The following is a 13,423-nucleotide window of genomic DNA, read 5'->3' as shown; positions in this document are numbered from 1 at the left end:
CGCAGTCTTTAACCCCTTTTTTTTATCTTTTTGTGAGAAATCCGGGACTAAAAACGATCACCATAGCTTATGCTAAATTTTAGTCTCTTTGAAATTATCCTCAGTGACCAGAGAACGCGAACCTTTAATTAGTTGGGTACTTTACCACACCTTTAAGTGGTCATTGCTTAGTCCCATGCTGCACACTTATTTTCGGATAAAAATTCATGGCGTGGAAAAAATCCCTCAAAAGGGTCCAGTGCTAGTAGTTAGCAACCACGCAAGTTACTTTGATCCCCCAATTATTTCTAATTGTGTACGTCGTCCAGTCGCTTACATGGCTAAGGAAGAATTGTTTAAAGTCCCTGTGTTAGCACAAATAATTAAAATATATGGTGCTTATCCAGTCAGTCGGGGTACAGCTGATCGCAATGCTATCCGTGCTGCTTTAGAATGTCTTGATAAGGGTTGGGCCGTGGGTGTATTTTTAGAAGGTACTCGTACCCCTGATGGTCGCATTACTGACCCCAAAAAAGGCGCAGCACTAATAGCTGGTAAGGCAAAAGTACCTTTTTTACCCGTCAGTTTGTGGGGTACTGACAAGATATTACAACCAGGTTCTGCAATTCCCCATGCAGTTTCCATTACTGTCAGAATTGGTAAACTAATTGATCCTCCCAATTCTACTAGTAAATCAGAATTAGAAGCAGTAACACAAAAATGTGCAACTGTAATTAATGAAATGCATGATTTAGGACGATAATAGCAATTTGTAAGACTTCAGGAGTCAGGAGTCACAATTTTTGAGAAATTGGTTAATTATAAAGTAGATATTTTTGGCGTTAGCCTGAAAAAGCTGACTCCTAATGGCTGTTCGCGTAGAGTGCCGTTAGGCATGAGCTGAATGCTTACAGCAATTTCAGATTTTGGATCATGAATTCTTATAGTGCAAACAGAATTTATATACTAAGGAATATGCTTTAAGGATGTAGCGAACAATTCTGGAACTGTATATATTTGAACTTCAGCACTATAAAGGCTTGCTGAAGAAGTTGTTCGTGACGATTAGGAGTCAGGAGTTAGGAGGAACAAGTGGAGGATTTAGAATCGTCTAAAATCTGAAGAAGTGTTGGAGTTTTCATGGTATCAAGGCTTATTTGCTGCATCTTATCCACCTTAAATAACCCTTAAACTATATGATTTATCTAGATTTTTCGTTTCTTCAGCACTATAGTTATAAAATATAAAAACTGAGTAAATGATTTAGCCTTAGTCCGCTTTTTACTCTTAACTTTTGTTTAAGTCCCGATAGTAAGAGTTCTAAAGATGATACCAGGCATAGGTCCAACATTAGGAGTTAGTACAATTACTTTAATTATTTTAGCGCAAAACACTTGGTTATCATTAAAAGTATTGATAGCTTGTATAATTCTCCAGCAAATTCAAGATAACTTAATTGCACCACGAGTTATACAAGGAATAATGAACCTTAAGCCAGTAGTAGTATTTTTTTCTTTACTAGTTGGTGCTGGACTGGCAGGTTTATTAGGGGTTTTTATATCTATTCCTATTGGTGGAATAGTTGTAGCTCTATTGGAATTTGAAGAAATGAAATCAGATATCTAGTTATTCGTGATTGGAAATACGAGTTTTTAGATTACGAATTATTTTACTCAAGTGTATAAATCATGTATCATCAGATTATAAAAGCAAAAATCGAAAATTATGTCTGATTTAAGATCAGAACTAACACAAAACATGGATGAAGCAGAATGGGATTGGTTAATTCCCCATGCACAAAGAGATGCAATAATTGTGGTAGCAGATGGGTTGGATTTGTTGGATGTGGGAGTTGCAATCGCTAGTGATAATATTCCCTCTGTCCAAAATTGGATTGATGAACAGTTATTGGTTAAACCCACACCAGAACAGTTGGGAGAGTGGAATAGCGATCACACCAAGCGGTTTAATGCCCTCATCGTTGAACCTTACGTCTTGGTGCAAGAAAAAGCCGTTTTATCACAGGACAACCCCATTACCAACTGGCCAAGGAATATCTAGAGTAATTATTAGCACGTCTAGGTAATGTCACAACCACTCAAGATGTAAAAAGCGAAGTTCAGGAAATATATGTTTGGTTTGTGCCGACAACATCATCACCTGAAAATTCAGAATAGTAATGTCAGTGAAGAAGACAGGGAGTTAATCATGAGTTTATCACCAGCATATCTCAAACAACGGGAAGAGTGGTGACAAGAGGGAATAGAAGAAGGAGGACAAGAAGGACAGCGTTTGATGGTAGAGAGTTTGTTAGTAGCGCGTTTTGCTTCTTTAGATGAGAAGTTATCTCTTACTGTGAGTCCGATGATGGAACTTTAGAGATGATTTATAAAGTAAATGTTGAGGAGACAAGAGGAAGTAGCATAATTCTAGTCATAAGAGCATATATAGCCCCTTCCCTCATTTGTGTTAAACGCTCATAATCCTTGCTTAGACGATGATATTGGTTAAACCACCCAAATGTTCTTTCTACTACCCAGGGTTGTGGTAAAACTTTAAATTCTTGCTCAGTAGGTCCTATGACTTCAACATGAGCTTAAATCATGAACCAAACTGCAAGTGCAAATTTATCACCGTCATAACCGGAATCAACCCATAAAACTTGGACTTTTTCCAATAATTCTGTGGGTTCTTCTAGCAGTTCCATTAGTGCATAGGCAGCAAGTATTCGTTCTGGGGCATTTGCTTCACTAACAAAAAGTTTCAACACAAGTCCCAGGCTATCAACTAAACTTTGCCCCTTTCTTCCTTTTACCTTTTTATATCCGTCAAAACTATACACATCCCCTTTTTTTGGTCAGTGTTGACCGACTGACTGTCTGCAGCGAGCGCGGTAGGTTGTGTTGATTTACCTAATTTCGAGCGAACTTGACCACCCAATGTATGGTTGAATTTTTCCCAAACCCCATGGCCCTGCCATTTACTGTAATAGCTATATACCGTTGACCTTGGCGGGAAGTCACCTGGAAGCATATTCCATTGACATCCAGTTTTCAAATGATAATAGATGGAATTACATATTTCACCTATATCTGTTGTGGGTAGATGCCCTCCTTCTTTGGCTGGTGGAATCAATGGGGCCAGGATTTCCCACTCTATATCAGTTAAGTCTGTGGGGTAAGACTTTCGTTCCATGATTAGCTATGTAAATACACTACATTTTATGTATCCTATCCTTCCAACATTCCTTTTCTACTCCCCTTTACATTTACTTTATCAATAGCCTCTTATCTGACAGAAAGAACTCATTTATTACTCAACTTATCTAATCTTTCCTGTGAGGAATTATGAACTAGATTTAAAATTGATTTAAATCAGGTTCTATTTGGAAGAAATTAACAACTCTTCGATTAAGGTTGCACACAAAAATACAAAGGGACAAATGGAGGTTGGGTTGAGGGATGAAACCCAACATCATCAATGCTTTTGTTGGATTGCGCTGTCGCTTAACTCAACCTACTTTAATCTTAATCACTGTCATATCCTACCTCATTATTTGTGGAACTTAGAAAATCTGACTAACTATCATAACCAGTATTTTCTTGTAACCAGTTTTCTAAATCAACCATAGCAGAAAAATCAAAGATACTTTCTCCTAATGTTTCTAATTGAAGGATTGATAACTGGCGAATTTTCGGTGCAATTTCTGTATCTAGATTACCAAAATACTTTGCTCATAAGCGAATAACTAAATTAGCTTCACCTCTCAATTTACCTCTCAATTTACCTCGTTGTTATCCTTCCTTAAGAATTGCTTGATACCAGGGTGATTCTCTTAATACTGTCATATCCCACCTCATGATTTGTTGAACTATTCGTATTTCTAGGATAAATGATACAAAAAATGATAATAATGGTTCTAACTCCCTTAACTGTTCATTTTCTCGAAGTTTAAGGACTGCTTTTCTCACAACTGCTTCTTCGGCACCTCCTTTGAGAATTGGCACAAATGGTAGTAAACTTGCTAAATTTTCTTGAAAGACTGAACTAGTGTGACTTGAACCATAAGTTGAGCCAAATGCTGAATCATAAAATGACCAAGAGGTAACGCAAAATCAAGTATTTTAGCCAAAGACGATATCAACCTCTGCATCAGATCATGAGGCAGAGTTAATTTTTTGCACCATAATATAAGCCTGAGTTTAAAAAACCCTGTCGGGCAAAACTTGAAATAAACAACCCTCAAAAAACAGCATAGTTATTAACCTTCATGCCAAGATATAGTTCAAAATTACCATTATATAATTTAAAACATTGTTTTTCTAAGAATTGAGTCTAGCTATTATATTTTATGTAGAGAGATCGTTCTGGAATGGTCTTCACTGAATAAATAAAAATGATAATCATCATATAAAGTCATGTATGAATTACAGGTCAAGCAATCATTCTAGCTTATAAATGATTATTATTCCCTATTAAATAACCCATTTGTAAGAATGAAGCATAAGCTGGACATCTAGATTTTGAAACATAAGTTGAGCAAAAAGCTTAATTGATGTTTCAAGTCATAGTAATCCTCAGCAAATAAAGAAATGTAATAATCTCTTTCTACTAACTCGATTAAATCGCTGATTTTACTCAGAGGGAGTGATCGCTTTTGGTATTTGTTGTAATTATCAGTAAAGTAGCGTAACTCTACGTAATTACCTGAAACTGCCTTCAGGTCAAGGTGAAGAATCTGCACGTGATGATTCTAATATTTAAGATTCTAAAATTTGGCTAATTTGCTTAATTGTGGCATTTTATAGTAGAAATCGTCTACCCTTGCGTCCAACAATCAATCAGGACTTTGGCAATTTTTTATCTGACTACTTCTGTTTATACTTGTGATCCCATTTGGCAATTTGTTCAATGATCGCAATCCTCCCACCAACTAAACCAACTATAAATAGGTAGACACAAATAAACATAAATATGTAACAAAATGTAATTGACTTGAAACTGTTGGGATTGCTCGATTCCGCCTTGCTGCATTCACCATGACATAGTTATAAATTTTTCCGCCCACCTACTTCGTTGCAACTGTAGTTATGATTGGTTCTTTTTTCACATCTTCCAAATCTACTGCATAGTTACCAGTCATACCTTCTATTGCTAAGAGTTCATCAGTAGCTGTGATCAGATTTTCATCTTCAATAGAAAATTTAATGTCTGTCATAAATTTACCTAAGTAAATCACTTAATTATCACAATACAATTGTGGGATTAAGTAGAAAGGTGCGAAAAAATACAAGTATGTAACAAAAAGTAAAGTTGCCTAAACACCTCTTCCCTCCTACCTCCTGCCTTGTAATAACGACAATTTCTAACACTACCTACTTAGAGGCAAAGCCTCTGTAATGGCATACCCAGCCAGAGACTGGCAACAAGATAATACTGTTTAAAAAACTCTGCCTCGCGTTCCAGCCTCCGAGATTTCATTTCTAGTCTAGGCAGAGGCTAGGAAAAAGGAACAGATATAATGTTTCAAGGTACTTTGGGATAAATTATTGATGTACTTCCAAAGTATTTAGGCTCATGAAAGTATCACTAGAGCTACCGGACATTGTAGATATCGACCAACGGTACTTGATGGAAGCACTGGTAGCCATGCGTTATTTCAGAGGTAAACTTTCAGAACATCAAGCTTGTCAAATACTGAATATCAGTCGTCGAGCTTTTGCAGAAATGCTACCCCCATATGGTGTTTCAATTTGTGTGGATAGTGAAGAAAATTGAAACATTGAGTTGAGTGTGTGAGCAATAAACCCTCCATTGTTAGTGATACTCGACCTCTAATTACTCTAGAGAGACTTAGTGATGGGTATAACTTCATTGGCAAGATATATGATCGAATCTAGTACCAACAGTTGTGACTCAAGAAATCTCTCGAGGTGAGTTCTCGAGTTGGAATGCTTATAAGCAACATTATGGAATTCATGATTTGATTGAAGTGATTGATCCTATTTCAAATAACATCTTATCTACGCTTCAATTACTTGATGAAGCAGAAGAAAAAGCTATTCAGTTGCCTTATGAGCAAAATTTACCTTTGTTAATTGAGTAAGAAAAAGGTCGTAATGTAACTCAGAATTTAGGTTTACAAATTTCAGGAATTGCTGGAGAAATACTCAAAGCCTATGGACAGGAGATTATTGAAGTTGTGGAAGTGAAACAAAAACTACAAGAGTTGCTACAAGTAGGGCGTATAGGCAGAAAAATATATATTGGTGTAATGGCAACAATTCAGGAATCAAAATACTGGATTAAACGCCAGAAGATTACTACCATGATTTTTTGCTGTACTGACACTAAAAAAACTTCACCCTGGAAAATTTAGCTTTCTAGCGGCTAGAATTGTTACGATGATTTCAGATTAGATGTTGAAGCCTTGATCCAGTCTGAAACCTTAGAACTACTAGAATGGCATCGCCTCTGCCAGCACCTTTCCACCTTTGCGGCAACTAAGTTAGGGGCGATAGTTGCCCGTGCCTTGCCGATACCGACAACTCTAGAGGAAAGTAAAGAGTTGTTAGCACAAACCAAAGAAGTCTATCAACTGGAAAGCCTGCTGACAAAAGGGTTATCCTTTGAGGGCATTCAAGATATTGGTGATTCCCTAGAACGTGCAGAACTACAAGGGATTTTGTCTGGTGAGGAACTTTTGGCTATCGCTACCACCCTCGCTGGTGCAAGAAATTTACGTCGGTTAATTGACAATCAGGAAGATATACCAATTTTCGCTGAGTTAGTTGCCGAATTACGAACTTACCCGGAATTAGAGCAGGAAATTCACCGTTGTATTGATGAACGAGCACAAGTTACAGACCGCGCTAGTCAAAAATTAGGAGAGATTCGGGAATATTTGCGGAAATCACGTGGTCAAATTACCCAAAAACTGCACAATATCATTCAAGCAAAATCGGGAGCATTACAAGAACCTATTATCACTCAACGGGGTAGTCGCTATGTTATCCCCGTAAAAGCACCACAAAAAGATGCAGTTCCTGGTATTGTTCACGATACATCCACTAGTGGTGCAACTTTGTATATAGAACCTAATAGCATTGTGTCAATGGGCAACCAACTGCGCCAAGCTATTAGAAGAGAACAGGCCGAAGAAGAAGCCATTCGTCGCAGTTTAACAGAGCAAGTCGCCGCAGTTAAACCCGATTTAGAAAAGTTATTAGCAATTGTCACTACTTTAGATATAGCTACAGCTAAAGCTAGGTATAGTTTCTGGATAGGTGCTAATCCACCCCGGTTTGTAAATCGTCAAGAACAGCAAATAATTACCCTGCGGCAATTACGCCATCCCCTGTTAGTTTGGCAACAACACCATGAACAGGGACATCCAGTAATTCCTGTTGATTTATTAATTAGTCCCCACATAAAAGTCGTCACAATTACTGGACCCAATACTGGTGGTAAAACTGTAACGTTAAGAACCTTGGGATTAGCAGCTTTAATGGCCAAAGTGGGCTTATTTGTTCCCGCCCGTGAACCAGTCGAGATTCCTTGGTTTGACCAGGTTTTAGCCGATATTGGGGATGAACAATCTTTACAACAAAGTTTATCAACATTTTCCGGGCATATTCGCCGTATTAGTCGGATTCTAAATGCTTTAGGCACTGGGGATCGGGGAGTCGGGACTAGGGACTGGGAGATGGGGGAGATGAGAGGAGATGGGGGAGATGGGGAAGGAATTTTCCTAATGCCCAATGCCCAATGCACCATGCCCAACTCCCTAGTCTTACTTGATGAAGTGGGTGCGGGTACTGATCCGGTAGAAGGTAGTGCATTAGCGATCGCTCTTTTACAATATCTCGCTGATCATGCCCAATTAACCATTGCTACCACGCACTTTGGGGAATTGAAAGCTTTGAAATATGAGGATATTCGCTTTGAAAACGCCTCAGTAGAATTTAATGACGCTACCCTTTCACCAACCTATCGGTTATTGTGGGGTATTCCTGGACGTTCCAACGCCTTAGCCATTGCCTTGCGTCTGGGATTAAAACCAGAAGTGGTAGAAGCTGCAAAAAGTCAAGTAGGAGAAGCCACGGACGAAGTTAATCAAGTAATTGCAGGGTTAGAAGCACAGCGGCGCAGTCAGGAAACCAAAGCGGCGGAAGCGCAAGAATTATTACGTCAAGCCGAAAAATTATACAAAGAAGTTTCCCAAAAAGCCACAGCTTTACAAGAACGAGAAAAAGATTTGCGTGCTTCCCAAGAAGTAGCAGTACAGCAAGCAATCATCCAAGCTAAAGGAGAAATTGCCGAAGTTATTCGCCGTTTGCAACAAGGAAAACCCACCGCCCAACATGCCCAGGAAGCAACTAGTAAGTTAAGTGAAATTGCGGAGAGATATCAACCCACTCCACCACCCAAACCCAAACCAGGGTTTATGCCCAAAGTAGGAGATCGCATCCGTATTCGTAAACTAGGGCAAACCGCGGAAGTGTTAACAGCCCCTAATACAGATGGAGAATTCAGTGTGCGCTTTGGCATCATGAAAATGATGGTGCAATTACAAGACATAGAGTCCTTAGAAGGACAGAAACCAGAACCCATTGCTAAACCGAAACCAGCACCAGCCGTTACCACACCACCAGCACCAGCTTTAGCTATTCGTACCTCGAGAAATACCGTTGATTTGCGCGGAAAAAGGGTAGTTGATGCCGAATATATCTTAGAAAAAGCGATTTCCGAGGCTGATGGACCTTTATGGATTATTCATGGATATGGTACAGGTAAGTTAAAGCAAGGAGTTCACGCTTTTTTGCATCAACATCCCAGAGTCAGCCACCACGAACCCGCAGAACAAGCAGATGGCGGGACTGGTGTCACAATTGCTCATGTGGAATAGGTGACAAGTCATAGGTAAGTCAGCGCGGTCTTGGAGTTTCCCAAAGACCGCGCTGACTTATCGCTAAAGCGTTCGGGTAGCATGCCGGAGCCATCACCCTTAGGGTGACAGAGAAAAATATCTTAGCTTCCACCTTCTAGCTCCTGTTTGCTAGCTCCTACCTTCTGCCTTCCAAAATGGTATAACTATGGAAAACCAATAATTTTTCTGCTTCTTTCGTTTCAAAATGGGTAACAGTAACAGCCTCTATTCGCCGGATCACCTATGCTAAAAGTTATGCAATCGGCCGCTAATTCAGCCACACCCAATTCCCAGTGGGACGATTTAACTAAGTTTCCGACCCCAAATTCAGTTCAATGGGATAATATCAAAACCCAGTTAGATTTGGTACTGTTGGCGCTAGAAACTTTAACTGGACTTGGTTCTGATGCTATGCTTTCGGCGGCGATTAGTTTAAATTTAGAGACGAAAGTCCCTGATCGAGTAGCTTTATGGCGACTACGCCAGTCTAATCCTATACGCAAAGGTCAAGGAGGGCGAAAGAAACTAGATGTAGAGGAAGCGCGATCACTAGTTCTGATTACTTGTTATCTTGCCAAACAGCACCAAGAATTAATTCGTCGTGCCGTAGGGCTATTAGAAAATATAGCAGCAAAAAATCAAGAACCCCATCAGAATTCTTTACTGGGAGATTATATTGATGCTTTCTGCAATGCCTATCAAGAGCGCATGGAAGAAGATAAAATAGTCTCCACAGAGTTGCTGACTAACTTAGCATTAAAACTGATGGTAGACTTGCTTTTTTATAGCGCCTCTGGTGGACATCGGCAATTGTGGTTAGCACTAATAGACCGTTCCACAAAACAAGTTTAGATTTTCAATTGGAGATTTTAAATTACTAATCAAAAATCAAAAATCAAAAATCAAAAATTTATCTTTGTCCCCCTTGCAATTCCAGCTATGCCCAGACCAAATTCTGTCATTCGTCGCTACACACCCCCTACTTGCACACTAGAAATACTGGCGCACAGTTCACCTTTATCAAAGTGGATGGGGCAAACTGTCATTAAGCAATTGCGTTTTCAGTTGCATTTCCATGATCCGACACTACCAGAAGAAAGTAAAGTACCAGTTCAGGGCGATCAGGATCAGCTAGAAGCTTTATGTCATGCTGTAACCCATTACAGGCAAAAACTCTTACAACAATCAGCAGATAGTTTTTGTTTCAATTTGTTAGAACCGCAAAGATCAAATACAGCATGTGAACAAACAGAATTAAATGAAGTTGCCTCCACTTCACCATTACCTAAAACCACAGATACTTCTAGTATGAGCATTATAGAGGCAACCATTTATGTAGAATCCAGTGATCATTTAACTCATAAACTATTTCTTGGTTCTCTTGGTAACGCCATATCTAGTCCTGTAATTCAACTTACTTTATTACAATTATTTGATTTGGCAAATGCTTTAGATGAATACTCAACTGATGTCATCACATTACCAAATCTCAAAGGTGATAGTTCTTTTCCCAGTGTGCCAAGTTGGACACCAATAGCTGCAATATTAGTATTAGCTCTGGGTTTAACTCCCTTAACCTGGCATTATGCTAATAACATCAGGCAAAATAACGAGCAAACAGCCAAAAAACCAGCTTCAACGGCCGATCAAATTGCTCTTGAATCTTCTCCCTCTTTAAATAATCCGCCAACAGGAATTAACACTTCTGGTAATTTGCCTACTCCGCCAAGCAATACTGCGGCGCTACAAATCCCCAATTTAGATCCCCCTCCTCCACCGGCTGATCCAAGTTTAACCTCCAATCCTCTGGATTTTCCTAATGCAACTGTCCCAGCAACAAATCCAATATTACCGAAAAATCTGACGATACCGCAAACTAACAAGCCTGTTATTTCCAGTAATTTAGGACTACCATTATCCACACAAGCGAATGTTCCACAAAACGGCACAAGGGTGATTACCCAAAGTGGTATTAATTCTACCAATCGTCAAGATTTATCTCTGACAGATATCAGTAGTGTCTCTAATATCCGTCCGTCTGTTACTACTTTACCTAATGAGATTCAAGCTCAAACTTCTGCTCCCGTAACTTCTCAACCAGACTCACAGCAATTAGGTAAAATAGCTGATTCCTCTGTTACAACTTCTTCTCTAGCAACTGATGATAATTTAGTAACAAAATTGCGATCTGCAAGAAACTCCTCCTTACCGACAGATGTAGCGGTTAAGGAAAATACATTATTTGATATACCTCAAGTAGCCGAAGCTAGGGAATATTTGCAAAAGCGTTGGCAGCCTCCTACTGGATTTTCCCAAACATTGGAGTATAGTTTGATGTTGGGTGTTGATGGTTCTGTTGAACGCATTTTGCCATTAAATCGAGCCGCCAGAGAATACGTTAATAGCACTGGCATTCCAGAAATTGGTAAAACTTTTGTTTCTACTAATAAATCTGGGCGAAATATTAAACTCAGAGCAGTTTTTAGTCCAGATGGTAAGGTACAAACTTTTCCAGAAACACCGTAAACTCTCAAGAAACACATTTTATAACCCTTGACAAGGAAGTATTTCAGATTGAAAATCTGAACGTGTTTCTTTCATATATTGCGGGAGCGTAAACCTTGCTCGTGGGAGGCTCATATCTTCCACCTCGAAATAGAGATGTCAAAACCACAACTATGTGCAAGGGGAGCCAGTATTAAATATTAAGTAAAAGACGAGACACAGCAATTTGAGGAATGAAGCATTCAAGGAAAGTAAGTTTTTTTGGGCTGCGATTATCCAAAACATAATTTTTATTAGTGAAAGAATTGAAAAAAGATGTGTTTCTGAAAAATCGCCATGAAAAGACACAAAAAAGCCCTAAGAGAAGAGTAGAAAGATTCATAACTGCAAAAGAAATAGGAATTGTAGTTAAAGAAGTATGAGAAAGTTTAGCCATCACTGTCCCAAGGCTAAATCTTCGTTTAGCTTGTCCGAATTTACCCTCGATACAGTTACGAATTCTCTCGTCCTTTCAACCTTATTTCTTTTTTTCTTTACTGACGTCTTTAGGTGGTCTTCCTTTGAGAAGACCACTGATTCTAATACCTCTTTCTTTATACCAAGCACAGTTGTCTCTATGCCGATAAGTTTTATCAACATAAACTAATTCAGGATAAGAACCCATCTAGGTTTTGAATGCTTCAACTTGTGATTTCAAATCTCCTGATTCGTTAAAACTATCCCAACTGATGCGGTCTAAAAATACATAGCCGTCAAAACAAAGAGCTGAAAACTTTACCCCAAACTCTACGGCTGTTCCTACTTTTCCACGGACAATCGGACGAATGTGTGGTTAACTTAAACTGACAATCCGGTCTTCTATACTCTGTTTTGTATTTTTATATAACCACAGTTGTTGATGATAAACTTCTGCTAAGACTAGCAACATCTTATTATTGCCTATTACTCAGTTTTACGAGTGACGCACCCAAATCTATTAGTTGCTGAGTGTGAGCTAAGTATCTTTTGATATATTGCGGTTGCCTTTTGATAGCATTGCTTCTTTTTTTAAAGCTTTTTTTCTTTTTTTAGCTACTACTGAATAATTTTTTCTCGCTATCTTCCTGTAGGTTTTCGGTTTATTTATGTTTTTGACTTCCAGGGAGTTATATAATGTATCTATAGTTTTTTCTGTTTGCTTTCTTGCTTGATATAATAATCCTAAGTCTGTTGGATAACTGATATCTGCTGGCGCACAACTGGTATCTAATATTAATTTCCCTCGATTGGTAGACTCACTTTTTGAATCTTCTGTTTCTGACTTTTTTGAGTTTACTTCCTCCTCTTTTATTTCTAACCCCTGTTTGAGAATTTCTTGATTCAATTTGTTGACTAATTTTACATCTATTCTTTCTCGAAAGTGAACTAGCATGGAAGCATCAAATAGAGCTGGGTTACTATAGGCTAACATTACTATCAACTATTGCAGATAGGGATTCTCCCTCATTTGTTTTACTGTTTTTCTATCACCTATTCCTAATTTCTCTTTGATTATTAATGCTCCCAACGCCATCCTAAATATTTTGCCTGGTACCCCTATTTATTCTGAAAATATGGCTGCATATTCTCCTTCAAATTCTGACCAATGTATCATCTGTGCCATGATTATCCAGCGGTTATCTGGTGCTAGTTTCCCACCAAAGGGTAGTTCAAAGTTGTCTGGCGCTGTTTCTTATTCTTGCGCTTTTCGATATATCTTAATACAGCTTTATCCAAGGGGTTTTACCTATTTTAACTCGTTTCTTTGCAGTTTTTTCACTTTTTATACCCCGAATCTCTTAATTTATCCAGGTTTTTCGTTTATATGGCTTAACGCCACGCTACGCTATCAGCAAGTCCTAAATAAAAATTACTACTATTAAATTAGATATTACAGTTAATAAACACCACTAAGTACAAAGTTTCGGTTCTTAGGTTTTTTTTATAGAAAACCTGGTTAAAAATTATTAGACCTCTTGCAGAATTAATTTT

General features: G+C 38.5%; 11 protein-coding genes and 4 pseudogenes. 10 read left to right on the top strand and 5 right to left on the bottom strand.

The window, feature by feature from the left end; translation table 11 throughout:
* The first annotated feature begins 103 nt into the window (after nt 1–103).
* The 4 genes and pseudogenes from AAZO_RS09515 to AAZO_RS41175 all read left to right on the top strand — a co-directional run bounded on the left by AAZO_RS09515 (nt 104) and on the right by AAZO_RS41175 (nt 2,232).
* Nucleotides 104–742, top strand: a complete 639-nt coding sequence (locus AAZO_RS09515; RefSeq protein ID WP_013191095.1) for a lysophospholipid acyltransferase family protein — start codon at nt 104–106, stop codon at nt 740–742.
* Nucleotides 743–1,287: 545 nt separating this feature from the next.
* A pseudogene (locus AAZO_RS09510) lies at nt 1,288–1,605 on the top strand (AI-2E family transporter); the annotation flags it as partial.
* A 99-nt stretch (nt 1,606–1,704) separates the two neighbouring features.
* A complete protein-coding gene (locus AAZO_RS09505; RefSeq protein ID WP_013191093.1) occupies nt 1,705–2,040 on the top strand; it encodes a DUF2288 domain-containing protein in 336 nt (111 codons plus the stop codon).
* 69 nt (nt 2,041–2,109) lie between these two features.
* Nucleotides 2,110–2,232: a hypothetical protein gene (locus AAZO_RS41175; protein ID WP_013191092.1), complete on the top strand. Its 123-nt coding sequence runs from the start codon at nt 2,110–2,112 to the stop codon at nt 2,230–2,232.
* 133 nt (nt 2,233–2,365) lie between these two features.
* Here AAZO_RS41175 and AAZO_RS29615 read toward each other — a convergent pair.
* From AAZO_RS29615 to AAZO_RS35200, 4 genes and pseudogenes are all read right to left on the bottom strand, one after another.
* A pseudogene (locus AAZO_RS29615) lies at nt 2,366–3,174 on the bottom strand (IS5 family transposase).
* Between the two features lie 383 nt (nt 3,175–3,557).
* Nucleotides 3,558–3,698, bottom strand: a pseudogene (locus AAZO_RS43570) (DUF4351 domain-containing protein); the annotation flags it as partial.
* A gap of 75 nt (nt 3,699–3,773) precedes the next feature.
* A complete protein-coding gene (locus tag AAZO_RS26325) occupies nt 3,774–3,986 on the bottom strand; it encodes a hypothetical protein (RefSeq protein WP_049790639.1) in 213 nt (70 codons plus the stop codon).
* A gap of 1,061 nt (nt 3,987–5,047) precedes the next feature.
* Complete coding sequence (locus tag AAZO_RS35200) at nt 5,048–5,197, bottom strand: hypothetical protein (protein WP_013191089.1); 150 nt, start codon at nt 5,195–5,197, stop codon at nt 5,048–5,050.
* Nucleotides 5,198–5,556: 359 nt separating this feature from the next.
* On the opposite strand from AAZO_RS35200, the gene AAZO_RS09485 reads away from it, so the two are divergent.
* From AAZO_RS09485 to AAZO_RS09465, 6 genes are all read left to right on the top strand, one after another.
* Nucleotides 5,557–5,757 (top strand): UPF0175 family protein, encoded by a 201-nt coding sequence (locus AAZO_RS09485; protein ID WP_013191088.1) that lies wholly within the window; start codon nt 5,557–5,559, stop codon nt 5,755–5,757.
* A 133-nt stretch (nt 5,758–5,890) separates the two neighbouring features.
* Nucleotides 5,891–6,085 (top strand): hypothetical protein, encoded by a 195-nt coding sequence (locus tag AAZO_RS09480; protein WP_013191087.1) that lies wholly within the window; start codon nt 5,891–5,893, stop codon nt 6,083–6,085.
* A gap of 96 nt (nt 6,086–6,181) precedes the next feature.
* On the top strand, nt 6,182–6,358 hold the full coding sequence (locus AAZO_RS35195) for a hypothetical protein (protein WP_013191086.1): 177 nt from the start codon (nt 6,182–6,184) through the stop codon (nt 6,356–6,358).
* Between the two features lie 51 nt (nt 6,359–6,409).
* Complete coding sequence (locus tag AAZO_RS09475; RefSeq protein ID WP_013191085.1) at nt 6,410–8,887, top strand: endonuclease MutS2; 2,478 nt, start codon at nt 6,410–6,412, stop codon at nt 8,885–8,887.
* A gap of 264 nt (nt 8,888–9,151) precedes the next feature.
* The gene (locus tag AAZO_RS09470) at nt 9,152–9,760 is read left to right on the top strand and encodes a DUF3038 domain-containing protein (RefSeq protein WP_013191084.1); all 609 of its coding nucleotides are present in this window, start codon (nt 9,152–9,154) and stop codon (nt 9,758–9,760) included.
* A gap of 87 nt (nt 9,761–9,847) precedes the next feature.
* Nucleotides 9,848–11,434, top strand: coding sequence for a DUF4335 domain-containing protein (locus AAZO_RS09465; protein ID WP_013191083.1), 1,587 nt, complete (start codon nt 9,848–9,850; stop codon nt 11,432–11,434).
* A gap of 172 nt (nt 11,435–11,606) precedes the next feature.
* On the opposite strand, the pseudogene AAZO_RS09460 reads toward AAZO_RS09465, so the two are convergent.
* Nucleotides 11,607–13,121, bottom strand: a pseudogene (locus AAZO_RS09460) (IS5 family transposase); the annotation flags it as partial.
* Nucleotides 13,122–13,423 lie beyond the last annotated feature (302 nt).

Origin of the sequence: 'Nostoc azollae' 0708 (assembly GCF_000196515.1) — a bacterium.
Classification (GTDB): Bacteria; Cyanobacteriota; Cyanobacteriia; order Cyanobacteriales; family Nostocaceae; genus Trichormus_B; species Trichormus_B azollae.
The sequence above is the reverse complement of the archived record's forward strand: the minus strand, read 5'-3'. Positions and strand labels throughout refer to the sequence as shown.

Excerpts from the sequence above, each read along its gene's own strand:
- AAZO_RS09465 (WP_013191083.1), top strand. The coding sequence starts at position 9,848 with ATGCCCAGACCAAATTCTGTCATTCGTCGCTACACACCCCCTACTTGC.
- AAZO_RS09505 (WP_013191093.1), top strand. The coding sequence starts at position 1,705 with ATGTCTGATTTAAGATCAGAACTAACACAAAACATGGATGAAGCAGAA.
- AAZO_RS35200 (WP_013191089.1), bottom strand. The coding sequence starts at position 5,197 with ATGACAGACATTAAATTTTCTATTGAAGATGAAAATCTGATCACAGCT.
- AAZO_RS41175 (WP_013191092.1), top strand. The coding sequence starts at position 2,110 with ATGTTTGGTTTGTGCCGACAACATCATCACCTGAAAATTCAGAATAGT.
- AAZO_RS09470 (WP_013191084.1), top strand. The coding sequence starts at position 9,152 with ATGCTAAAAGTTATGCAATCGGCCGCTAATTCAGCCACACCCAATTCC.
- AAZO_RS09485 (WP_013191088.1), top strand. The coding sequence starts at position 5,557 with ATGAAAGTATCACTAGAGCTACCGGACATTGTAGATATCGACCAACGG.